The organism is Stenotrophomonas sp. RIT309, from assembly GCF_000632045.1.
In the GTDB taxonomy this organism is placed as follows: Bacteria; Pseudomonadota; Gammaproteobacteria; order Xanthomonadales; family Xanthomonadaceae; genus Stenotrophomonas; species Stenotrophomonas indicatrix.
Genome location: NZ_JFYS01000011.1, coordinates 65,911 through 89,591, shown reverse-complemented (window position 1 = coordinate 89,591; position 23,681 = coordinate 65,911). Strand labels below are relative to the sequence as shown.

Annotated in this window: 17 protein-coding genes and 3 tRNA genes; 8 read left to right on the top strand and 12 right to left on the bottom strand. The window is 67.4% G+C overall.

The genetic code is table 11. The annotated features are described in order from the left end of the window. Positions 1-92 precede the first annotated feature (92 nt). Both BW38_RS13150 and BW38_RS13155 read left to right on the top strand, forming a co-directional pair. Positions 93-177 (top strand) — tRNA-Leu (locus tag BW38_RS13150). A gap of 159 nt (positions 178-336) precedes the next feature. Further along, positions 337-423 (top strand) — tRNA-Leu (locus tag BW38_RS13155). Between the two features lie 60 nt (positions 424-483). Here BW38_RS13155 and BW38_RS13160 read toward each other — a convergent pair. Then, positions 484-1,230, bottom strand: coding sequence for a sulfite exporter TauE/SafE family protein (locus tag BW38_RS13160; protein WP_032975820.1), 747 nt, complete (start codon positions 1,228-1,230; stop codon positions 484-486). A gap of 96 nt (positions 1,231-1,326) precedes the next feature. On the opposite strand from BW38_RS13160, the gene BW38_RS13165 reads away from it, so the two are divergent. After that, positions 1,327-2,238, top strand: a complete 912-nt coding sequence (locus BW38_RS13165; RefSeq protein WP_032975813.1) for a LysR substrate-binding domain-containing protein — start codon at positions 1,327-1,329, stop codon at positions 2,236-2,238. Positions 2,239-2,288: 50 nt separating this feature from the next. Next, a tRNA-Leu gene (locus BW38_RS13170) sits at positions 2,289-2,375 on the top strand. Positions 2,376-2,563: 188 nt separating this feature from the next. Here the strand turns inward: BW38_RS13170 and emrB are convergent. Genes emrB through emrR form a run of 4 tightly spaced genes read right to left on the bottom strand, consistent with a single transcriptional unit; the run spans position 2,564 to position 7,282 of the window. After that, the gene (gene emrB / locus BW38_RS13175; protein ID WP_025877622.1) at positions 2,564-4,150 is read right to left on the bottom strand and encodes a multidrug efflux MFS transporter permease subunit EmrB; all 1,587 of its coding nucleotides are present in this window, start codon (positions 4,148-4,150) and stop codon (positions 2,564-2,566) included. An 8-nt stretch (positions 4,151-4,158) separates the two neighbouring features. Further along, a complete protein-coding gene (emrA, locus tag BW38_RS13180) occupies positions 4,159-5,337 on the bottom strand; it encodes a multidrug efflux MFS transporter periplasmic adaptor subunit EmrA (RefSeq protein ID WP_025877623.1) in 1,179 nt (392 codons plus the stop codon). An 11-nt stretch (positions 5,338-5,348) separates the two neighbouring features. Beyond that, positions 5,349-6,842, bottom strand: a complete 1,494-nt coding sequence (gene emrC, locus BW38_RS13185) for a multidrug efflux transporter outer membrane subunit EmrC (RefSeq protein WP_032975811.1) — start codon at positions 6,840-6,842, stop codon at positions 5,349-5,351. Further along, positions 6,839-7,282: a multidrug efflux system transcriptional regulator EmrR gene (gene emrR / locus BW38_RS13190; RefSeq protein WP_025877626.1), complete on the bottom strand. Its 444-nt coding sequence runs from the start codon at positions 7,280-7,282 to the stop codon at positions 6,839-6,841. The genes emrC and emrR overlap by 4 nt, the downstream gene beginning before the upstream one ends. Before the next feature lie 145 nt (positions 7,283-7,427). Between emrR and BW38_RS13195 the strand changes: the two genes are divergently transcribed. Both BW38_RS13195 and parC read left to right on the top strand, forming a co-directional pair. Beyond that, the gene (locus BW38_RS13195; RefSeq protein ID WP_032975809.1) at positions 7,428-8,336 is read left to right on the top strand and encodes a helix-turn-helix transcriptional regulator; all 909 of its coding nucleotides are present in this window, start codon (positions 7,428-7,430) and stop codon (positions 8,334-8,336) included. 59 nt (positions 8,337-8,395) lie between these two features. After that, a complete protein-coding gene (parC, locus tag BW38_RS13200) occupies positions 8,396-10,639 on the top strand; it encodes a DNA topoisomerase IV subunit A (RefSeq protein WP_032975808.1) in 2,244 nt (747 codons plus the stop codon). Between the two features lie 253 nt (positions 10,640-10,892). On the opposite strand, the gene bfr is transcribed toward parC, so the two are convergent. Beyond that, positions 10,893-11,381, bottom strand: a complete 489-nt coding sequence (gene bfr, locus BW38_RS13205; RefSeq protein ID WP_025877631.1) for a bacterioferritin — start codon at positions 11,379-11,381, stop codon at positions 10,893-10,895. Between the two features lie 125 nt (positions 11,382-11,506). Between bfr and BW38_RS13210 the strand changes: the two genes are divergently transcribed. Beyond that, positions 11,507-13,837 (top strand): penicillin acylase family protein, encoded by a 2,331-nt coding sequence (locus BW38_RS13210; protein WP_032975807.1) that lies wholly within the window; start codon positions 11,507-11,509, stop codon positions 13,835-13,837. 117 nt (positions 13,838-13,954) lie between these two features. Here BW38_RS13210 and BW38_RS13215 read toward each other — a convergent pair whose 3' ends face one another. Together BW38_RS13215 and asnB are read right to left on the bottom strand one after the other, a co-directional pair. Further along, on the bottom strand, positions 13,955-15,343 hold the full coding sequence (locus BW38_RS13215) for a cation:proton antiporter (RefSeq protein WP_032975806.1): 1,389 nt from the start codon (positions 15,341-15,343) through the stop codon (positions 13,955-13,957). A gap of 108 nt (positions 15,344-15,451) precedes the next feature. Next, positions 15,452-17,143 carry an asparagine synthase B gene (asnB, locus tag BW38_RS13220; protein ID WP_032975805.1) on the bottom strand — a complete coding sequence of 564 codons (1,692 nt, stop codon included), beginning with the start codon at positions 17,141-17,143 and terminating at the stop codon, positions 15,452-15,454. A 341-nt stretch (positions 17,144-17,484) separates the two neighbouring features. Here asnB and BW38_RS13225 point away from each other — a divergent pair, with 341 nt between their 5' ends. Beyond that, positions 17,485-18,363, top strand: coding sequence for an SEL1-like repeat protein (locus BW38_RS13225; RefSeq protein ID WP_032975819.1), 879 nt, complete (start codon positions 17,485-17,487; stop codon positions 18,361-18,363). Between the two features lie 95 nt (positions 18,364-18,458). Here BW38_RS13225 and dapE read toward each other — a convergent pair whose 3' ends face one another. The 4 genes from dapE to BW38_RS13245 are packed head-to-tail and all read right to left on the bottom strand — an operon-like array spanning position 18,459 to position 23,680. Continuing rightward, a complete protein-coding gene (gene dapE / locus BW38_RS13230; RefSeq protein WP_032975804.1) occupies positions 18,459-19,586 on the bottom strand; it encodes a succinyl-diaminopimelate desuccinylase in 1,128 nt (375 codons plus the stop codon). Further along, positions 19,583-19,948: an arsenate reductase gene (locus BW38_RS13235; protein WP_032975801.1), complete on the bottom strand. Its 366-nt coding sequence runs from the start codon at positions 19,946-19,948 to the stop codon at positions 19,583-19,585. Before BW38_RS13235 ends, dapE begins: the two co-directional genes overlap by 4 nt. A gap of 13 nt (positions 19,949-19,961) precedes the next feature. Next, the gene (gene dapD, locus BW38_RS13240) at positions 19,962-21,053 is read right to left on the bottom strand and encodes a 2,3,4,5-tetrahydropyridine-2,6-dicarboxylate N-succinyltransferase (protein ID WP_025877642.1); all 1,092 of its coding nucleotides are present in this window, start codon (positions 21,051-21,053) and stop codon (positions 19,962-19,964) included. Next, positions 21,053-23,680: a [protein-PII] uridylyltransferase gene (locus BW38_RS13245; RefSeq protein ID WP_032975800.1), complete on the bottom strand. Its 2,628-nt coding sequence runs from the start codon at positions 23,678-23,680 to the stop codon at positions 21,053-21,055. Before BW38_RS13245 ends, dapD begins: the two co-directional genes overlap by 1 nt. Between the last annotated feature and the right edge of the window lies 1 nt (position 23,681).

Here is a 23,681-nt window from a genome sequence, read left to right as displayed (position 1 = left end):
GGTCAGCGCCCGTCTTTGAACAATCGGGTGAAAAACGTTCACAAAATCGTTGACAGCCTGCGTGTTCATCTTCACAATTGCGCCTCTGGAACGCCCAGATGGCGGAATTGGTAGACGCACTAGTTTCAGGTACTAGCGGGTAAAACCGTGGAGGTTCGAGTCCTCTTCTGGGCACCAACGAAAAAACTCCTCGCTTCGGCGGGGATTTTTTTTGCCTGTAATCCGGCTGCCGCACCCATCCACGCATGGCGTGGATCTACTGAGCGCGTTGGACGCAGGAATTTCAGAAGGGTGTTGACACCTCCGTCACGGCACCCCATAATTCTCCTCCTCGACGCCCAGGTGGCGGAATTGGTAGACGCACTAGCTTCAGGTGCTAGCGGGGGCAACTTCGTGGAGGTTCGAGTCCTCTCCTGGGCACCATGTCGAGAATGAAAAACACCCGCGAAAGCGGGTTTTTTCTTGTCTGGCGTCCGGTCGGCATCACCACCACGAACGCAGCATCAGCTCCAGGCCCAGCAGCAGCAGGAAGCCGAGGAAGCAGGCACGGAACACGCGCGCACTGATGCGCTGGCGGATCACCTGCCCCAGCCACATGCCCAGCAGCGCCGGCAGCACCGCCAGCGCGCTCAATCCCAGTTGCTGCACGCCAAACGCACCGTTGAGCACCAGCCCGGTGGTCAGCGAGATCGTCGAGACGGTGAACGCCAGGCCCAGTGCCTGCACCAGCTCCTCGCGCTGCAGGCCCAGCGACTGCAGGTACGGCACCGCCGGCATGACGAACACGCCGGTGGCGCCGGTGACCACGCCGGACACCGCCCCGACCAGCGGCCCCAGCCAGCGCTCGCTCCGCTGCGGTACGCGGAACACCGGCGCCACCAGTGCGTACAGCGCATACACCACCAGCGCCACGCCCAACGCGGCGCGCGAGGCATCACGATCCACCCGTACCAGCAGCGCGGCCGAGCCCAGCGTCACCACCACCACGGACAGCATCATCGGCCACAGCCGCCGCAGGGTGCGGCCCAGTGATGGCCCGGACAGCAACTGCCAGGCATTGGTGACGAAGGTGGGAATGAACAGCATCGAGGCCGCCGCCACCGGCGACAACGCGCCGCCCAGCAATCCCATCGCCACCGTCGGCAGGCCCATGCCGGTCACGCCCTTGACCACCCCGGCCAGCACGAACACCACCACCAGCAACCCATAGAAGTATGTCGTCTCGTTCATGCCGCCATTGGAGCCGGCGCCGCAGGCGCGCACAATGCGGTCTTCCCGCCTGCGCCTTCGGACCAGCCGAAGGCAGGGCCGAGCGGAGCAAACGACATGCGCTTGGACATTGCCGATCTGCGCCTGTTCCTGGCGGTGGCCGAAGCCGGCAGCATCACCGCCGGCGCGATGGAGGCGAATCTGGCACTGGGATCGGCCAGCGAACGCCTGCGCGCCATCGAAACCGACGCTGGCACGGCGCTGCTGACCCGTCACCCGCGCGGCATCAGCCTCACCGAAGCGGGTGCCGCACTGGCCCATCACGCGCGCCTGATCCTGCAGCAGCAGGCGCAGCTGCGCGGCGAACTGCAGGCGTTCGCCCACGGTGCGCGCGGCACGCTGCACCTGTACGCCAACACCGCGGCATTGACCAACTACCTGCCCGCGCGGCTGGCCCCATGGCTGGCAGAGCGCCCTCGCCTGCGCGTGGAACTGCACGAACGCACCAGCAATGAAGTCGTGCGCGCGATCCGTGCCGGCCAGGCAGAGGCCGGCATCATCAGTGACGCCGTCCCCGCCGACGGGTTGCACCGCCATGTGGTTGCGGAAGACCCGCTGATGATGCTGCTGCCGGCTGGCCATCGCTTCGCCGCGCGACGCTCGCTCGACTTCAGCGATGTGCTGGGCGAGACCTTCGTTGCCCTGGCCGACGGCAATGCGCTGCAGACCTATATCGAAGAGCTGGCGGCAGAGGCCGGACGTACGCTCGACGTGCGCATCCGCATGAAGACCTTTGAAGGCCTGTGCACGATGGTGGGCCATGGCATCGGCGTGGGCATCGCGCCGCGCACGATCGCGCGGCAACATCGGCGGGCCACCGGCATCGTCGCCGTTGCACTCGGCAACGCATGGGCACAACGCCGGCTGTGCGCCGCGTTCGCCGACTGGAAATCGCTCTCGCCACCGATGCGCAGCCTGCTGCTGCATCTGGATGTGGACGCGGAAGCCGGTGCAGAAAAAAATGTGTGAAATGGTGTTGACACATATCCAGCCTTCCTGCAAAATTCTCCTCCTGAGTCGCCCAGGTGGCGGAATTGGTAGACGCACTAGCTTCAGGTGCTAGCGGGGGCAACTTCGTGGAGGTTCGAGTCCTCTCCTGGGCACCATGACTCAGACAATGATCAAACCCGCGCAAGCGGGTTTTTTCATGTCCGGTATTCGAAACGCGATCGCCTGCGCGGCAGTCCATCCACGCATGGCGTGGATCTACTGGAATTCGCATGCCTGCGTGGATGCACTGCAAACAAAAACCCCGCCTTCCGGCGGGGTTTTGTTTTTCAGCAACAGCGATCGATCAGTGCCCGCCACCGGCGGCGGCACCCGCGCCCGCACCGAAGGGCGGCTTGGCCAGCCACAGGAACGAGATGATCGCCAGGAAGATCCAGCCCAGCAGGAAGAAGATGTCGTTGAAGCCCATCTGCGATGCCTGGTGGTTGATCATGTTGTTCAGCACCGCCGCGCCATGTTGCAGGTCGCCCTGCCCCATCGCCGCCACCTGGTCCTGCATGCCCGGCTGATAGGCCGAAATGTGCTCGGTCAGGTCCGCGTGATGCACCTGCGTGCGACGCGCCCACAGCCAGGTGGTCAGCGACGCCGCGAAACTGCCGCCCAGCGTACGCAGGAACGTGGCCAGGCCCGAACCGGCCGCGATCTCACGACCATCCAGGTCCGACAGCAGGATCTGCAGCACCGGCATGAAGAACAGCGCCACGCCGATGCCCATGATCAGCTGCACGCCGGCCACATGGTGGAAGTCCACCTGCAGGTTGAAACCCGAACGCAGGAAGCTGGTCATCGACAGCACCACGAACGCGATGGTGGCCAGCATGCGCATGTCGAAACGCGATGCGTACTTGCCCACGAACGGGGTCATGATCACCGGCAGTACACCGATCGGGGCTGTTGCCAGACCGGCCCAGATCGCGGTGTAGCCCATGTCGCGCTGCAGCCACTGCGGAATCAGCAGGGCCACGCTGAAGAACGCCGCGTAGGCCACCACCATCGCCAGCGTACCGGCACGGAAGTTGCGGTGCCGGAACAGCTTCAGGTCGACGATCGGGTCCTTGTCGGTCAGCTCCCAGATCAGGAACACGGTCAGCGCCACCACGGCAACGCAGGCCAGTACCACGATCTTCATCGACGAGAACCAGTCTTCGTCGTTGCCCAGGTCGAGTACCAGCTGCAATGCGCCCACGCCGATCACCAGGGTGACCAGGCCGACGTAGTCCATCTTCGGCTTCTCGACGTGCTCCGGGCGCCCCTTCAACTGGTTGCCCACCACCAGCGCAGCGAAGATGCCCAGCGGCACGTTGATCAGGAAGATCCATTCCCAGCTGTAGTTGTCGGTGATCCAACCACCGAGGATCGGCCCGCAGATCGGCGCCACCACGGTGATCATCGCCAGCAGCGCCAGCGCCTGCCCGCGTTTCTCCCGTGGATAGATCGAGACCAGCAGCGACTGGGTGATCGGGTACATCGGGCCGGCGACGAAGCCCTGCAGCGCACGCGACAGCACCAGCATGCCCATGCTCTGGGCCAGGCCGCACAGCAGCGAGGTGATCACGAAGGCCAGCGTGGCCCACACGAACAGCTTGCGCTCGCCGAAGCGACGGCTGAGCCAGCCGGTCAGCGGCAGCGCGATCGCGGTGCTGACCGCGAACGAGGTGATGACCCACGTCGCCTGCTGCGAACTGGCGCCAAGATTACCGGCGATGGTCGGCAGCGAGACGTTGGCGATGGTGGTGTCGAGCACCTGCATGAACGAGGCCATCGCCAGGCCCACGGTGCACAGGGCCACACTGGGTGGCAGGAATCCAGCGGCCGCACCCGGCGCCGCCGGTGCGCCCGGAGAGCCGGGCGCAGCTGGAGCTTGTGCGGACATGGCCGACCTCAGCTCGCCTTGGACTGCTGCGGCAGGTTGCCCTGGATGATCGTGTGGATCACCTCATCGGCATCGTGCAGCTGCTTGGCGTACACGTCGGTGTCGAACACCGTGCCCTTGGCGGCTGCGCTCGGCAGCACTTCGCCCTTCTGGTCGCGCAGGCTCACCTCGGCCTTCATCGACAGGCCGATGCGCAGCGGGTGTTCGGCCAGCTGCTTGGCATCGATGGCGATGCGCACCGGCACGCGCTGCACGATCTTGATCCAGTTGCCGCTGGCGTTCTGCGCCGGCAGCAGCGAGAACGCCGAGCCGGTGCCCAGGCCCAGGCTGTCGATGCGGCCCTTGTACTTGACGTCGCCGGCATACAGGTCCGACTTCAGCTCCACTTCCTGGCCCAGGCGCATGTGCCGCAGCTGGGTTTCCTTGAAGTTGGCTTCGACCCACATCTGCTCGGTCGGCACCACCGCCATCAGCGCATTGCCCGGCTGCACGCGCTGGCCAACCTGCACCGAACGACGGGCGACATAGCCGGTGACCGGCGCGACGATGCCCGAACGTGCATTGTTGAGGAAGGCCTGGCGCAGCTGCGCGGCGGCAGCCTGCACATCCGGCTGGGTGGCGATCACGGTGTCATCAACCAGTGCGCGGTTGCGCTCGACGGTCTCGCGCGAACCGGCCACGGCCGCTTCGGCAGCTGCCAGCTCATCGCGGGCGTGGGCCAGTTCTTCGTTGGAGATGGCGCCGGTGGCGGCCAGGCCCTTGCGGCGTGCGAAGTCGTCGCGCACGCGCTTCAGGGTCACCTGGCGTGCGTTCAAGTCCGCCTGCGCACCTTCGACGCTGCGGTACAGGCCGCGGGTCTGGCGCACGGTCTTGGCCAGGTTGGCTTCGGCCTGCTGCAGGGCCACCGAGGTATCGGCCGGGTCCAGCTGCACCAGCAGCTGGCCGCGCTCCACGCGCATGCCGTCATCGGCGTTGATGGCGACCACGGTACCGGCCACCAGCGGGGTGATCTGCACCTGGTTGCCCTGCACGTAGGCGTCGTCGGTCTCTTCGAACCAACGGCCGAACATGAAGTACCACAGCGCCAGTGCCGCCAGCAGCAGCACGACGATCACGAACAGGCCGCGCAACAGCTTGCCGCGGCGGTTGGGGGCGGCGGGGGCCGCAGTGTCTTGGGTCTGGCTCATGGCAGGCGTCTTCAGGAATGCGAGGAATCGGAATGGGAAGCAAGCGGTGCGGCATCAGCGTCACTGGGCTGGAAACCACCGCCGAGCGCCTTGCTCAGGCGCACCGAGGTCTGCAGCTGCTGCGACTGCAGGCCGGCCAGCTGCTGCTGCGACTGCAGCAGGGTGGACTGCGCGGTCAACACGTCCAGGTAGCTGCCGATGCCAGCGCGATAGCGCTGCTGGGCCAGGTCGAATGCAGCGCGTGCGGTATCCACCGCCTGCTGCTGCGACTGCGCCTGCTGCGCCAGTGAGCGCACCGCGTTGACCTGGTCGGCCACGTCGCGCAGTGCATCGAGCACCGCCTGGTTGTAGTTCGCCACGGCCAGGTCGTACTGCGCATCGGTGTTGGCCAGGTTGGCCCGCAGCTTGCCGCCTTCGAAGATCGGCAGGCTCAGCGCCGGGCCGATGTAGGCGAAGCTGGAACTGCTCTGCAGCAGGTCGCCGACATTCGGTGCGACCACGCCGGCCAGCGCGGTCAGGTTGAGGCTCGGGTAGAACCGGGTCTTGGCGACCTTGATCTGCTTGTCGGCCGCTTCCACCCGCCAGCGCGCGGCGACGATGTCGGGGCGACGGCCGAGCAGTTCACTGGGCACCACGCCCGGCAACTGCAGGGCCAGCGGGTTCATCGCCCGCGGGCGTTCGATCGACAGGCCGCGGTCCGGGCCCTTGCCGACCAGCGCGGCCAGCGCCGTGCGCCCGGCATCGATGCGCTGCTGCGCCGCCAGCAACTGCTGCTGTGCGGCCGGCACGCGGGCTTCGGCCTGGCGCACCTGCAGGTCGCTGTCGATGCCGGCACTACGACGCTGCCGGGTCAGCTGCAGCGACTTCTGCGAGCGCGCCAGTTCTTCTTCGGCCACGTCGTTGAGCTGCCAGGCGTAGGCCAGGTCGGTATAGGCCTGGGCGATGCCGGTGGACAGGTTCAGGCGCGCGGCCTGGGCCTCGACGGTGGCGGCGTGGGCGCCATCCACGGCAGCCTCCCAGGCGGCGCGCTTGCCGCCCCAGAGGTCGATGCCGTAGCTGAAGTCGAACGCGATCTGGCTGCTGCCGGCGTAGTGGCCGCCGATTTCATCGCCAGCCATCGATTCGGGCAGGCGCAGGCCGGTGTAGCCACCGGACACGGAGAGGCTGGGCAGGCGATCGGCGCGCGCGGTGCCGACCTGCGACTGTGCCTGGCGCAGGCGCGCGTCGGCGGCGTCCAGGCTCGGATGGCCGGCCAGGCCTTCGGCGATCAGCGCATCCAGTTGCGCATCGCCCAGTGCCTTCCACCAGTCCTGGGCAGGAAAACCGGCTGCGCTCAGGTCGCTGTCGGCCAGGGTACGTTCGCTGTGCAGGCTGTCCACGTCGAGCACGTGGCCCTGCGGGTCAAGGCCACGGCTGCTTGCGCAGGCGGCCAAGGCCAGGGCCAGCGCTGAAACCAGCAGCGCGCGCCCGGAGCGGCGGAGAGTGGGATGCGGGATCGGGTTCATGGGGTTGTCAGGGAATCGCGGATTCGGGTCAGGAGGGACAGCAGCTGCGTGCGTTCGTCGGCGGACAGATCGCGCAGGGCGTAATCCATCACCGCGTCGCCGCGCAGCTTCAACCGCGCCCACAGCGCGCGGCCTTCATCGGTCAATACGATCTGCAGTGCACGCCGGTCCTGCGCATGCGGCTCGCGGCGCACGCAACCGAGCGCTTCCAGCTTGTCCAGCAGGCGGGTGACCGCGCTGGGCACCTGGTCGATGGCCTGGGCCAGCTCGTTGGCCGTGCACGGCGCCATGTTCGAGAGCACCTTCAGCCCGATGTAGTGGGTGAAGCCGATGCCGAGGTCTTCTTCGGCCATGGACGCGTCGAGCTGACGGACCAGGCCGTCGCGCACCTGGCGCAGCAGCAGGCCGAAGCTGGGGGGAGTGGTTGCAGGACAGATCATGGGGGAGCATTCTCTTCCAAAAAAAATATTTCTCAATGGAAATATTCGATCTGGCATCAAATGCTGTGTTGCAGCAGTGGGCTGGATCAGGTGAAGGCGCCACCTTAATGGCGCCCCCAACTGGCCCGGTAGTACAATCCAGCCAATGAATGTCACATTCAAGCCACCCCCGGCCCACGTGAAGGCGGGCGAACCCGGCCCTGCCACCCTGCTGCGCGAAGAAGCACTGGATTGGTTCGAGCGCAATGACGGCCCGCCGGTCATCGCCTTCCGCTTCGACAGCCCGCAGGGGCTGGCCCGCGAAGTGGACTGGCATCACCACGTCCGCGCGCAGCTGATCTGCGTCGAACGCGGCCTGCTGACCACCCGCACCTCGCATGGCACCTGGTCGCTGGCGCCAGGCTCGGCGGGCTGGATGCCGCCGGCCGAGCCGCATACGGTCCACATCGATGGCCCCCTGCGCGGCTGGGGCATGGTGCTGGCCGCACCGCTGTGCGCCGAACTGCCCGCCGACCCATGCGTGCTGGGCATCTCGCGGTTGGCGCAGGCAGTGGCCGAACGCATCTGTGACTGGCCGCAGGACTACGAAAGCACCAGCGAACGGCAGCACATCATCAACGTTCTGCTGGACGAGATACGCGCCGCGCCGCGCCAGCGCATGCACCTGCCGATGCCGCGCGACCGGCGCCTGCTGAAGATCGCCTCGCAGCTGCTGGCCGACCCGGCCGACGAGCGCGGCCTGGCGCAGTGGGCGCATTGGGCCGGCCTGTCGCCGCGCAGCCTGACCCGCCATTTCCGCGACGAGACCACCCTGAGCTTTGCGCAATGGCGCCAGCAGGCGCGGCTGGCCGAGGCGCTGCGGCAGCTCAGCGAGGGCCGCAGCGTGGCCGACATCGCCCACGCACTGGGCTTCAGCAGCGCCAGCGCCTTCGTCACCGTGTTCCGGCGACACTTCGGGCTACCGCCCGGACGCTACCTGGCACGGGCCGGCCACGGCCTGGAACCGGGCCTTGACCCTGCACGCGGCTTGGCATCCCCCGCCGCATCCGGATAATCACTGGATTGAGAGCGGCGACCGCCGTCACCGCCTCCCGACATAGGTAACAACGCCGCATGACCGATCTTGCCCGCCCCGTGTTCCACGGTTTCGAACAACTGCCGCTGCGCGAGTACGCCGAACGCGCCTACCTCGACTACTCGATGTACGTGGTCCTGGATCGCGCCCTGCCGTTCATTGGCGACGGCCTGAAGCCCGTGCAGCGCCGCATCATCTATTCGATGAGCGAGCTGGGCCTGAATGCCGCGTCCAAGCCGAAGAAGTCCGCACGCACCGTCGGTGACGTCATCGGTAAATACCACCCGCATGGCGACAGCGCGTGCTACGAAGCGCTGGTGCTGATGGCACAGCCGTTCTCGTACCGTTATCCGCTGATCGAAGGCCAGGGCAACTTCGGTTCCAGCGACGACCCGAAGTCGTTCGCGGCGATGCGTTACACCGAATCCAAGCTGACCCCGATCGCCGAAGTACTGCTGGGCGAACTGGGCCAGGGCACCACCGACTGGGCACCGAACTTCGACGGCACCCTGCAGGAACCGACCTGGATGCCGGCACGCCTGCCGCATCTGCTGCTGAACGGCACCACCGGCATCGCCGTGGGCATGGCCACCGATGTGCCGCCGCACAACCTCAACGAGATCGTCAGCGCGCTGCTGCACCTGCTGGACGATCCGGATGCCAGCGTGCGCGACCTGTGCGAGCACGTGAAGGGTCCGGATTATCCGTCCAACGCCGAGATCATCACCCCGGCCAACGATCTGCGGAACATGTACGAGACCGGCAACGGCAGCGTGCGTGCGCGTGCCACCTACATCAAGGAAGCGCACAACGTGGTGGTCACCGCGTTGCCGTTCCAGGTGTCGCCGTCGAAGGTGATCGAGCAGATCGCCGCGCAGATGCGCGCCAAGAAGCTGCCGTGGCTGGAAGACATCCGCGATGAGTCCGACCACGCCAACCCGGTGCGCGTGGTGCTGGTGCCGCGCTCGAACCGCGTCGACGCCGAGCAGTTGATGGGGCACCTGTTCGCCACCACCGACATGGAGCGCAGCTACCGCGTCAACCTCAACGTGATCGGGCTGGACGGCCGTCCGCAGGTGAAGAACCTGAAGACGCTGCTCAGCGAATGGCTGGCATTCCGCAGCAGCACCGTCACCCGCCGCCTGCAGCACCGCCTGCAGAAGGTCGAGCGTCGCCTGCACCTGTTGGAAGGCCTGCTGGTGGCGTTCCTCAACCTGGACGAGGTGATCCACATCATCCGTACCGAGGACGAACCGAAGGCGGCGCTGATCGCACGCTTCGGCCTGTCCGAAGACCAGGCCGAGTACATCCTGGAAACCAAGCTGAAGCAGCTGGCCCGCCTGGAAGAGATGAAGATCCGCGGCGAGCAGGACGAACTGGCCAAGGAGCGCGACAAGATCCTCAGCATCCTCGACAGCAAGGCCAAGCTGAAGAAGCTGATCCGCGACGAGCTGCAGGCCGATGCGAAGAAGTTCGGCGACGAGCGCCGCTCGCCGCTGGTGCAGCGCCAGGCCGCGCAGGCCATCGACGAGACCGAGCTGGTACCGAGCGAGCCGATGACGGTGGTGATGTCCGAGAAGGGCTGGATCCGCGCCGCCAAGGGCCACGACATCGATGCCTCGACCCTGTCCTACCGCGATGGCGATGCGCTGCAGGGTGCAGTGCGTGCGCGCAGCACCCAGCAGGTCGCGTTCCTGGACAGCGAAGGCCGCGCCTACTCCACGCCGGTGCATACCCTGCCCTCGGCACGCGGCAACGGTGAGCCGCTGACCGGCCGCTTCTCGCCAGCTGCGGGCACCAGCTTCGTGACCCTGGCCAGCGCCGAACCAGATACGCGCTTCGTGCTGGCCTCGACCCACGGCTATGGTTTCGTCACCCGCTTCGAGAACCTGATCGGTCGCAACAAGGCCGGCAAGGCGATGCTGAACCTGTCGGCGGGCTCATCGGTACTGACCCCATCGGTGGTGGCGAACGTCGCTACCGACCGCATCGTCGCGGTGACCAGTTCGGGCAACCTGCTGGCGATCGCCGCCAACGACCTGCCGGAACTGGACAAGGGCAAGGGCAACAAGATCATCGAGATCCCCAAGGCCAAGCTCGCCACCGAACGCGTGGTCGCCATCGTGGCAATCAGCCCCGGCCAGACCCTGCAGGTCCGCAGCGGCCAGCGCACCATGGGGCTGAAGTTCAACGAGCTCGACGCCTATCTGGGCGCCCGCGCCACCCGTGGCCATCTGCTGCCGCGTGGCTGGCAGAAGGTGGAAGGGTTGTCGGTCGAATGACGGTAGGTGTCAACCTTGGTTGACACGCCTTGCCCGGCAACCGGGAACCCGCCGGGCATGGCCCGGCGCTACCGGGAACGGAGCATCAGACACAAAAAAGCCGGGGCATTCCCCGGCTTCTTTGTTTGTCGGCTGGCGGGCGGTGGAGCAGCTGGCGGGCGATGGCTGGCTGGCGGTGCTCCGGTGCTGGCGGGCGACGTTGCTTTGCGCTCCTGGTAGAGCCGGGCATGACCCGGCGCTACGACAATCGGGGTCAGTGCGCCGGGGCGCCGCTGCCGTCGATCTTGCTCAGCTGGTACAGCTCCAGGCCGATGCGCTTGATCAGGCCCAGCTGCTGCTCCAGCCACCAGGCGTGGTCTTCCTCGGTGTCCTTCAACTGCGCCAGCAGCATGTCGCGGCTCACGTAGTCGCCCTTCTCCTCGCACAGCTTCATGCCGGCGGCGAGGTTGTTGCGCACCGCGTATTCGGTGTCCAGGTCCTTGCGCAGCATCTCCTCCACGGTCTTGCCGGGCTCGGTGGCATGCGGGCGCATGTCCGGGTCGCCGCCCAGGAACAGGATCCGGCGCAACAGCGCGTCGGCATGCTGGGTCTCTTCCTCCATCTCGTGGTTCAGGCGTTCGTACAGCGCGAACAGGCCCTGGTCCTCGTAGCGGCGGGAGTGGATGAAGTACTGGTCGCGGGCGGCGAGTTCGCCGCGCAGCAGTTCCTTCAGGCAGGCGATGACGTCCGGGTTGCCTTTCATGGGGGGAGCTCCTGTGAATCGATGGCGCCCATGGTGCCCCATCTGGAAATACGGTGATCTAATCGGAATCAGTCGCAGTTGCGCCTGCGGCTACAATCGGCCGACCTGCTCGGAAAGGACCTGTAATGCGTCGTACGTGGCGGTGGATTCTGGGTGTGCTGGTGGCAATCGTGCTGCTCGCGGTGCTGGTCCTGTGGTTGCTGCTGCGCGGCAGCCTGGCCGAACTGGACGGCGAGCGCCCGTTGCCCGGGCTGGCCACCAAGGTGACCGTGGAGCGCGATGCGCTGGGGGTGGTCACCATCACCGCCGGCAACAAGGCTGATGCCCTGCGGGCGCTCGGCCGTGTTCACGCGCAGGAACGTTATTTCGAAATGGACCTGATGCGGCGCAGTGCCGCGGGTGAACTGTCCGCCCTGTTCGGAGCGAAGGCGATCGAAGCCGACAAGCGCATGCGCGTACACCGCCTGCGCGCGCGCACCGAGGCCCATCTGCAGGACGCACTGGGCAGCGACCCTGCGGCCGTGCGCGCCTATGTGGACGGGGTCAACCAGGGCCTGGGCAGCCTGGCGGTACGGCCATGGGCCTACCTGCTGCTGCGGCAGGCGCCCCAACCGTGGCAGGCCAGCGACAGCGTGCTGGCAGGCCTGGCCATGTACGCCGACCTGCAGGACCCCAGCAACCAGTCCGAACTCGCCCTGGAGCGCATCCGCGCGGTGGTGCCACCGGCACTGCATGCGCTGCTGGCGCACGACGGCAGCGAGTGGGATGCGCCGCTGGTCGGCGCTGCCCGTGGCAACGCCCCCCTGCCTGATGCCAGCCAGCTGGACCTGCGCACGCTGAAGGCCGCGACCGGCGCGGCTGCCGAGGATGCCGACGCGGTCGGCAGCAACAATTTCGCCGTGGCCGGCGCGCTGACCGCCGATGGCCGTGCGATCGTCGCCGACGACATGCACCTGGGCCTGCGCGCCCCCAGCCTGTGGTTCCGTGTGCGCCTGCGCTACCCCGATCCACAGGCTGCGGGTGGCCAGGTCGACGTCAGCGGATTCTCGCTGCCGGGCGTGCCGGCGGTGATCGTCGGCAGCAACGGCCACGTGGCCTGGGGCTTCACCAACAGCTACATCGACACTGCCGACTTCCGCACCGAGCCAGCGGACGCTGCAGTGACCGTGCACGAGGAACGGATCGTCGTGGCCGGCGGTGCCGACGTGCGTTTCCCGGTACGCGAAACCGCGTGGGGACCGATCCTGCACACCCACGCCGATGGCAGAGGCGACGCCCTGCGCTGGGTCGCGCAGTTGCCGGGCGCGGTGCGCATGGACTTCGCCGACATGGCACGGGCCGCCGATCTGGACCAGGCCCTGCAGATTGCCGACCATGCCGGCATTCCCGCGCAGAATCTGGTGATCGGCGACCGCAGCGGGCGTATCGCGTGGCGCCTGATCGGCGCGCGGCCTGACCGTGGCCCGGGCTGTACACCGCTGGGCTTCAATGACAATCACCGCAACCCGGGCTGCGCGCCGTGGCCGATCCGCAGCGACGCCGCGCCGAGCCTGGTCGACCCCGCCTCGCATCGGCTGTGGACGGCCAACAGCCGCGTGGTGGACGAGGCGACGCTGGCCACGGTCGGCAATGGTGGCTACGACCTCGGCGCACGCGGACGGCAGATCCGCGACCTGCTGGCCACGCAGGAGCATTTCGACGAGCACGACCTGCTGGCGATCCAGCTCGACGACCGCGCGGTGTTCCTGCAGCGCTGGTGGGTGCTGCTGCACCAGGTGGTCGAACACAGCGACGATCCGGCACTGAAGCGGTTGGGCACGGTCAGCAGCCATTGGGAGGGTCGCGCCGCGATCGATTCGGTCAGCTACCGGGTGGTGCGCGAGTTCCGCACACAGGTACTCGACACGTTGACCGATGCGCTGCTGGCACCGGCCCGGGCACCGCTGGGCGAGGATTTCCTGGCACCGCGACTGGCGCAGCTGGAAGGCGTGGCCTGGCCGATGCTGCAGCAGCGCCCGGCCAACCTGCTGCCGCCCGCGTACACGAACTGGGATGCGCTGCTGGCCGATGCGGCGCGCCGTACCGAAGCGGAGCTGTCCGCGCAGGGGCCGCTGGCGCACCGCATCTGGGGCGAGCGCAATACCGCAGCGATCTGCCATCCGGTCGCGCGCGCCCTGCCCGCCTTCGCCAGCCGCTGGTTGTGCATGCCGGCCGATCCCCTGCCCGGCGACCGTGACATGCCGCGTGTACAGACGCCGGCGTTCGGCGCCTCGCAGCGCATGGTGGTCTCGCCCGGCCACGAGGCCGATGGCATCGTGCACATGCCGGGTGGGCAGAGCGGCCATCCGCTGTCGCCGTACTGGGGCGCCGGACATGAGGACTGGGTGCATGGCCGCCCCACCCCGTTCCTGCCCGGCAAGGCGCAGCACACGTTGACGCTGCTACCGGCGCGATAGCGCTGGCCGGCCACGGCATGATGCACGCCGCGTGTGCGTGGCTGCCGGCCAGCGGCCGGCACTACCCTGCCATCAGGCCGCGGGGGATGCCCTGCACCGCCACCGGGCGCGACCGGGTCAGGCCTTGCGGCGCTCGATCAGGTTCAACAGCGGCCCGGTCATCGCAGTGGTCACCAGTGCCATGATCACCAGCACCGCAAACAGGCGGTCGCCAAGCAGGCCCAGCTCGTAGCCCAGGTTGAGCACGATCAGCTCCATCAACCCGCGGGTATTCATCAGTGCACCCAGTCGCCACGCTTCGCGCGAGGTCATGCCGGTACTGCGCGCCGCGCTCCAGGTGCCCAGCAGCTTGCCCACTGTGGCCATGGCGATCACCACGACGCACAACGCGATGTCACTGGTCTGCAACGCATCGGCGCGCATGCGCAGGCCGGTCATGGCGAAGAACAGCGGCAGCAGCAGCGTCACCGCGAACGGTTCGACCCTGGCCACCAGCAGGTGCCGCAGCTGCGCGTTGGACGACACCGCCACGCCTGCAGCGAAGGCGCCGAACAGCGCATGGATGCCGAGCACTTCGGTGACCAGCGCACTGGCCAGCGACAGCAGCAGGATGCCCAGCAGCCAGCGCCCTTCGCGACCCGGCGCGATGGTCTGGCGGGCGAACCACGGCTTCACCAGTCCCAGCATCAGCGCGATGAACGCCACCACGCACAGCAGGTTGAGGCTGGCCGGCAACCAGCCGGTGGCCTGCGCTGCCGCCACGATCAGCGCCAGCAGGCACCACGCGGTAGCATCGCCCAGCGCCGCGCAGGCGATGGCGGTCTGCCCCAGCGGTGTGTGGGTGATGCCGCGATCAGCGAGGATGCGCAGCAGCACCGGGAAAGCGGTGATGCTCATCGAAATACCGACGAACAGCGCGAACGCGGTGAAACCCACGCCCTGCGGGCCATGCTGCGGGTACAGCCAGATGGCCAGGACCACACCAAGCACGAACGGCACCGCGATGCCTGCGTGGCTGACGGTGAAGGCGAATCGACGGCGCCCACGCAGCGCGCCCAGATCCAGTTCGGCACCAGCCACCAGCAGGAACATCAGCACACCCAGCTGGCTGAGCATACCCAGCGGCCCGAGCGAAGCGGCCGGGAACAGTGCACCGTGCACCTGCGGCAGCAGGCTGCCCAGCAACAGCGGCCCCATCATCAGGCCGGCGGCCATCTCGCCGATCACGGCCGGCTGGCCGAAACGCTTCAACAGCGCACCGGCGCCCTTGGCGACCAGCAGCAGCACCAGCAGCTGCAGCAGGAACAGGCCGAGCGGCGAGGCCAGGTGATGTGCCCAGTCACTGCCGACCACGGCTTCGGCCTTGCTGGCCACCGTCGGCAGCCCGGGGCCCGCATAGCGCGCCAGCAGCAGGCCGACCAGCAGCGGCACGCCGGCCCACACCAGGTAGCGCCAAGCCCACTTCGTCGGCCTCACGGGACCTCCGGTCTGTACGTCCATGAACATTCCCCAATGTGCAGGGGGCTGATGATACGTCCCTCGCCGCCCATGCGCTGCAGGGCTCGCCGGGCATGGCCCGGCGCTACCCGTGTGGCTGCCGCTCGGCGCGGCCGATCAGGCCAGGGCCTGCTCGTGCACGCCGGCGATGGCGCGGCCCGATGGGTCGGCGGCGGCGGCGAAGCTGGCATCCCAGGCGATCGCTGCCGGCGAGGAACAGGCGATCGACTTGCCGCCCGGCACGGTTTCAGCCGCCGCATGGCTGGGGAAGAACTGCTCGAACAGGTGACGGTAGTAGTACGCCTCCTTGGTCTGCGGCGGGTTGTGCGGGAAGCGCTTGTCGGCCGCAGCCAACACGCGGTCGCTGACCTGTGCTTCGGCGTGCGCCTTCAGGCCATCGATCCAGCCATAGCCGACGCCATCGCTGAACTGCTCTTTCTGCCGCCACAGGATGCTGTCCGGCAGGTAGCCCTGGAAGGCTTCGCGCAGTACCGCCTTCTCGATGCGGCGACCACCAAAACCGGCGCCGACCATCTTGTGCGCGGCATCGAATCGCATCGCCACGTCGAGGAACTCGCGGTCCAGGAACGGCACGCGCGGCTCCACGCCCCAGGCCATCATCGACTTGTTGGCGCGCAGGCAATCGTAGTTGTGCAGGGCGTCGAGCTTGCGCACCAGTTCCTGGTGGAATTCGCGCGCGTCCGGTGCCTTGTGGAAGTACAGATAGCCGCCGAAGATCTCGTCGCTGCCTTCGCCGGACAGCACCATCTTCACCCCCATCGCCTTGATCCGGCGCGCCAGCAGGAACATCGGCGTGGAGGCGCGGATGGTGGTGACGTCGTAGGTTTCAATATGGCGGATCACCTCCGGCAGCACGTCCAGGCCTTCTTCGAAGGTGTATTCGAAGCCGTGGTGGACCGTGCCCAGTGCTTCGGCGGCCACCGCAGCAGCGGCCAGATCCGGCGAGCCCTTCAGGCCGATGGCGAACGAATGCAGGCGCGGCCACCACGCTTCGCTCTGCCCGCCATCTTCGATGCGACGACGCGCATAACGTGCTGCCACGGCGGCAACCAGCGACGAATCCAGCCCGCCCGACAGCAGCACGCCGTACGGCACGTCACTCATCAACTGGCGTTCGACCGCATGTTCGAAGGCCTGGCGCAGCTCGGCGAGATCGGCCGGGCGGCCCTGCACGTCGTCGTACTCGCGCCACGGCTGTTGGTAGTAGCGCACCAGCTCACCGCTGGCGCTGTCGTAGTAATGGCCAGGCGGGAACTGGGCGACGTCGGCACAGGTATCGACCAACGCCTTCATTTCAGAGGCGACGCGCAACCGCCCCTGCGCATCATGGCCCCAGTACAGCGGCACCACGCCGACCGGGTCGCGCGCGATCAGTACACGGCCCGCACTGCGATCCCATAAAGCAAAAGCGAAGATGCCGTTGAGCTGCTCCAGCCACTGCGCCGGCGACCCGCCCTGGCAGTACAGCGCGTTGATCACCTCGCAGTCCGAGCCGGTCTGGAAGGCATAGGCCTGGGCAAGTCCGGCCTTGAGCTGCTGGTGGTTGTAGATCTCGCCGTTGACCGCCAGCGCCAGCTGCCCGTCTTCGGACAGCAGCGGCTGCGAGCCGCCTGCCGGATCGACGATGGCCAGGCGCTCGTGCACCAGCAGCGCGCCCTCGTCCAGGTACACACCGCTCCAGTCCGGGCCACGATGACGCTGGCGCTGCGACAGCTCCAGCGCATGGCGGCGCAGGGAAGGAAGATCGTCACCGGCCTGCAGGCCGAAAATACCGAAGATCGAACACATGGGTGGAACTCCTGTTGTGGGGAAGTACACGGGGGGAAGGTGTTCGACCGGCCATCCAGGCCCGGGTGGGGCTGCGCCCGGGCACAAAAAAACCCGCATCGACCGATGCGGGTTTTCTGGTGTCCGGGCGTATGTTGCTGTCTATCTACCCAGGGCGCAGTCCCGCATCGGCCGCGCACGATTATTCGCACGCAGATTATTGCGGTTGGTGTTGTTGACGGCGGTGGCCAGGCGGATCGACATGGCATCGACCCTACCCCGCTTTCCGGCACGGCGCAACCGTTGCGTTGGCAACCACTCCGCAGAGCGCATAATGGCCCGCCATGAAACGTGCAATGGAAATGCAACACCGCAACGGACGCAACGCGGCTCTGGCCGCCCTGATCTGCCTGGGCCTGGCCGCCTGCCAGACCCTGCCCCCACCCTCGCCCCTTCCGCCGGCTCAGCAGCAGAGCCTGGAACAACGCGGAACCGACGGCAGCTTCGAGGGGGCCTTTGATACCGCGGAAACCTTCGAGCGCTTCAACGATCCGCGTGCCATCGCCTATTACGAGCGTGCCGCAGCGGTCACCCCCTGGACCTTCCACAACACCAAGGCGGAAAAAGCCCTGGGCCGGATCTGGATCTCCGGCACGCTGCAGTATGCCGACAGCCCCCACATCAACCCTGCGCCGGTGCTGCGCGCGTCCTGGCGGCGTGGGGAACGCGCCTATCTGGCGGCGGCCTACCACGGCAATCCCTATGCGTTCTACGAACTCGCCAAGGCCTATCGCCAGCGTGGCGACGCGCAACAGGCGCTGCGCTGGGACCTGCGCGGAATGATCTACCAGCGCTACCCGAGTTCATCGTCGCGACTGCCGGATGCGGTGGCCGCGCAGGGCGACAGCGTGCATCCGCTGGTTGCGCAGATCCAGCGTCGCGCCGAGCGCGGCGATGCCGAAGCTCAGGTGGACCTGGGCGCGCTGCTGGAGAAGGGCGTGGGACTGCCACGCGATCCGGCGCGTGCGCTGCAGCTGTACCAGCGCGCCGGCGAGAAGGGCAATGTGTTCGGCCAGTACTTCGCCGGGCTGCTGCTGGGCCGCAGTGCGCCGGGCGTCGAAAAGAACCCTGACGCTGCTGCGGCCTGGTTTGCCAAGGCGGAAGCACAGCAGTTCTACATGGCGGCGCCGAGCTACTGGAAGAAAGCGGTCGAACCGCCGTTCTTCAGTTTTTCGGAGTAACGCGCGCCGCTGCGCTCGCCGGGCATGGCCCGGCGCTACCCACGATCATCCGCACGCTCACCCCGGTGGCGCCGGGCCATGCCCGGCGACGCGGATCACACCAGCAGGCGTTCGACCAGTCGCTGGTACAGCCCCGGCAATGCTTCCAGCTCGTCCACGCGCACGTTCTCATCCACCTGGTGGATGCTGGCGTTGACCGGGCCGACTTCGATGCACTGCGCGCCCAGGGGTGCGATGAAGCGCGCATCGGAGGTGCCACCACCGGTGCTCTCTTCCGGTGCGCGACCGGTGTGCTCGGCCAGCACCGCGCGCGCCGCTGCGCGCAACGTACCTTCCGGGGTGTAGAACGGCTCGCCACTGCGGTGCCACTTCAGCGTGTACTGCAGGCCATGGCGGTCCAGCAGCGCAGTGATGTCCGCTTCCAGCTTCGCTGCATCCCAGTGCGGGTTGTAGCGGATGTTGAAATCCACCTCCAGCTCACCGGGAATCACGTTGTTGGCACCGGTGCCGGCATGGATGTTGGAGATCTGCAGGCTGGTCGACGGGAAGCTCTCATAGCCCTCGTCCCAGCGCCGTGCGCTCAGTTCGGCCAGCATGGGCGCGGCAAGATGAATCGGATTGCGCGCCTTGTCCGGGTAGGCCACGTGGCCCTGCACGCCCTGCACGCGCAGCTTGGCCGACAGGCTGCCGCGACGTCCCACGCGCAGCAGGTCACCCAGCGTGGCGGTGGAGGACGGCTCGCCGGTGATGCACCAGTCGATGCGCTGGCCACGCTCGGCGAACAGCCGCGCGACATGGCGCACGCCATCGATCGCATCGCCTTCCTCATCGCTGGTCAGCAGCACCGCCAGCGTGCCGGCGTGCTGCGGATGGGCCGCAACGAACTGTTCGGCAGCGATCACGAACGCGGCCACGCTGCCCTTCATGTCGGCGGTGCCGCGCCCGTACAGCACGCCATCGCGGATCTGTGGCGCGAACGGATCGCTCTGCCACGCCTCGCGCGGGCCCGGCGGCACCACGTCGGTATGGCCCAGCAGGACCAGCACCGGCGCGCCGCTGCCGTGCGTGGCCCACAGGTTGTCGACCTCGCCCAGCCGCAGGTGCTCACAGGTGAAACCGGCCGCCTGCAGACGTTCACCAATCAGCGCCTGGCAACCGGCATCGTCCGGGGTCACCGACGGCCGTGCAATCAGATCGCAGGCCAGGTCGAGGACGGTGCTCACGCGCCGCCCACGCCGAAGCGCGCCTTGAAACCGTTGTCGCTGAAACCCTGGCTGACCTTGCCGTCGGCAGTCACCACCAGCGGCCGCTTGATCAACTGCGGGTACTCGCGCAGCAGCAGCTTCCATTCCGCCTCCGAATCGGCGGCCTTGCGGTTGTCCGGCAGCTGCCGCCAGGTGGTGGAGGACCGGTTGACCATCGCCGCCAGGCCACCCAGCTGGGCGGCCCATTCCAGCAGCGTTTCCGGGCTGGGTTTGTTGTCGCGGTAGTCGACGAAGGTGTACGGCACGCCGAAGCGGTCCAGCCACTTGGTCGCCTTCTTGCAGGTATCGCAGTTCTTCAGACCGTAGACGATGGTGCTCATGCGTGCGGCCCCGTCAGTCGGCCAGGCCGCGCAGCAGGTCGTTGACGCTGGTCTTGCTGCGGGTGCGGGCATCGACCTGCTTGACGATCACCGCGCAGTACAGCGAGTGGGTACCGTCCTTGCTCGGCAGCGAGCCGGACACCACCACGCTGTACGGCGGAATGTAGCCGTAGCTGATTTCGCCGGTGGCGCGGTTGTAGATGCGGGTGCTCTGGCTGAGGAACACGCCCATGCCGATCACGCTGTGATGGCCGACGACCACGCCTTCCACCACTTCCGAACGCGCGCCGATGAAGCAATGGTCTTCGATGATGGTCGGGCTGGCCTGCAGCGGCTCGAGCACGCCACCGATGCCGGCACCACCGGACAGGTGGCAGTGCTGGCCGATCTGCGCGCAGGAACCGACGGTGGCCCAGGTGTCGACCATGGTGCCTTCGCCGACGTAGGCACCGATGTTGGTGAAGCTCGGCATCAGCACCACGTCCTTGCCGAAATACGTGCCGCGACGGGCGATCGCACCCGGCACCACGCGCACGCCGCCACGGCGGAACTTCGCCTCGTCATAGCCGGCAAAGCGCGATTCGACCTTGTCCCAGAACGGTGCCGGGCGTGCATCGACCACGGCCATGTCGTTGACGCGGAAATACAGCAGCACCGCCTTCTTCAGCCATTCGTTGACCTTCCAGCCACCATGGCCATCGGGTTCGGCGACGCGGAACTCGCCGCTTTCCAGGCCGTCGATCACGCGGTTGACCAGCGGCCGGGTCGAGCCTTCCAGTTCGTGCAGGGTCAGCGTGGCGCGGCGCTCGAAGGCGCTTTCGATGCCGAACTTCAGTTCTTCCACGCCCGGCCCGGCCGGCTTGCGCAGCGACTTGCGTGCGATGTTCTCGGCGCGCGCAGCTTCGGCGGTCTTGGCCGGGACCTTCTTTGCCGGCGCCTTCTTCGCTGCAGCCTGTTTCGGCACGGCGGCCTTCTTCACCGCTGCGGTCTGGCCCGCCTTCGGCTGTTGTGCAGCTTTCTTCGCAGCCGGGGCAGCGGCAGTAGTCTTTCTGGCCGCAGCGCTCTTGGCAGTCGCGGCAGTCTTCTTTGCAGGCTTGGTGGCCATCAGGCGGGGTCTCCGGCGTTTCGATCAGGGTCCAGGCAGGCCAGCATTGCGTCATGCAGCTGCTGCCGGGCGGATTCAGTCAGGGGGAGGTCGTGTTCGTCACTGATCACGAAGGTGTCTTCGGCGCGTTCGCCGAATGTGGCAATGCGCGCGTCCTGCACGCGCAGTCCCTGGTTGCGCAGCACGAACGCCACGTCGGCCAGCAGGCCGGGGCGGTCGGGCGCGACCAGGGCAAAGCGGGTCGCGCCGGGTTCATCGCGGAACTCGATGCGTGGGGCGAAACGGAAGTGGCGCAGCTGCCGTGGCACCACCCGGCGCGAGGGACGCAGCCGCGCAAGGTCGCCACTGAGCGCCTCGCGCAGTGCAGCTTCCAGGTTGGCGCTGCTGCCATCGGCAAACGTATCGGCCGGGCTGACTTCAAAATTATCGAAAATCGTCTCGGACGGACCATCCAGCACGCGTGCGCGGTGGATGCCGTAACCCTTGCGGTCCAGGGTCATCACGATCGCGGCAAACAGGCCATCACGGTCCGGCGAGTGCACGAACACTTCCAGCGCCGGGTCGTCAACGCTGATCCGGCGTACCTTCACCAGCGTCTGGCCCTGCTTGATCGGCACCAGTGCGGCAGCCTGCCAGGCCAACTGTTCCGGGCGCAGGCGGATGAAACCTTCGTCAGGCATCACCGCGAACTGGCGGTCGATGGTGGCATCGTCGTAGCCCTGCTCGCGCACCAGCGCACGCACGCTGTCGCGCGCTTCGGCCACGCGCTCGGCCGCCGGCACCGGATGCTCCAGGCCCTCGCGCAGCGCGCGGCGGGTAGCGAAATACAGATCGGCCAGCAGCCGGTCCTTCCACGCGTTCCACAACTTCGGGCTGGTGCCGGCGATGTCGGCGCAGGTCAGCAGATAGAGGTAATCCAGGCGGTCGCGGCTGCCGACCAGGGTCGCGAAGCGATGGATCACGTCGGCATCGGCGATGTCCTGCTTCTGCGCGGTCACCGACATCCGCAGGTGCTGTTCGACCAGCCAGGCCACCAGTTCGGTATCCGAACCACTCAGCCCCTGCGCGTGGCAGAACGCCCGTGCATCGACCGCGCCCAGTTCGGAATGATCGCCGCCGCGCCCCTTGGCGATGTCGTGGAACAGGCCGGCCAGCAGCAGCAGTTCGGGCTTGCGCAGGCGCGGCCAGACTTCGTGGGCTATGGAGAAACGTTCATCGGCGCGACTGCTGGCAAACAGCCCCATGTTGCGCAGGACCATCAGCGTGTGCTGGTCGACGGTGTAGACATGGAACAGGTCAAACTGCATGCGCCCGCTGACCTGGGCAAATGCAGGAATCCACTGCCCGAGCACGCCCAGCCGCGCCATGCGCGAAAGCGTGTCGACCGGGCGCTGGCCACGCAGCAGGGCCATGAACTGTTCGCGCGCATCAGGGTCTGCCTGGTCATAGGCAGGCAGCAACGGCAGCGATTCGGCCAGCGCGCGCGCAGTCAACGAATGCAGGCCACGGATCTGCGGATTGTTCGCCCAGCTGGCGAACAGCGCGAAGACCTGGCCGATGTCAGCATTCGGCCAGTCGGCATCGTTGGCCGCCAGGTAGCCACGGCGCAGCGCGAACCCCACGGTCAGCGGCTCAGGCTGTGCCTCGCCATCGAACTGTTCCTCGAAACGCTGCAGCAGACGATCACTGATCCGCCGCACCACCGAAGCGGCGCGGTAGAAGCCCTGCATCATCTTCTCGACGCCCAGGCTCTCGGCGTCGTCTTCAAAGCCCAGGCGCGCGGCCAGGGTCTTCTGGTAATCGAAGCGCAGGCGCTCTTCCGGGCGTCGCGCCACCAGGTGCAGGCCGAAGCGCAGTCGCGCCAGCACCGCACGTTCGCGCTTCAGCGCCGCGGCCTCGTCAGCGCCCAGGTGGCCCAGGCCGACCAGCGCTTCCAGATCGCGCACGCCAAACGCACGCAGCGCCATCCAGCCCAGCGTGTTGAGATCGCGCAGGCCGCCGGGGCCATCCTTCAGGTCCGGCTCCAAGTTGTCGGCGGTGTCGCCGAAACGCTGGTGGCGGTTGCGCAGTTCCTCCAGCTTGGCCAGGAAGAACGCACGCGGCGGCCACAGTTCGCGGTCATCCACTGCCGCACGCAGCGCACGCCGCGCCGCCTCATCGGCCATCAGCGGGCGCGCTTCGATCAACGCCGTCAGCACGGTCTGGTCGGCCGCAGCCTCGCTGCACTGCCCGCCCGAACGCACCGCGTGGCTGACCGCCAGGCCGCAATCCCACAGCAGCGCGAACAGGCGCGCGAGCGCTTCCTCATGGGCCAGCTGCGCCTGCGGATCGCCGAACACCAGCAGGTCGATGTCCGAGCGCGGGAACAGTTCACCGCGCCCATAGCCACCGACCGCAAACAGCGACAGGCCACTGTCGGCCGGCAGGCAGCGCTGCCACGCATGGCGGATCAGGTGATCGGCCGCGCGCGCGCGCAATGCCAGCAGGCGCTCGATGTTGTCGCCCTGGTCGAAGCGGCGGTACAGGCGCGTATCGGCCTGCTGCAGCGCGTCGCGCGCGGCAGCAGCCCAGTCCGGGTCGTTGAGCGACGCGGCCGGCGTGTCCAGCAGCGAACTCGCCGGCAGCATC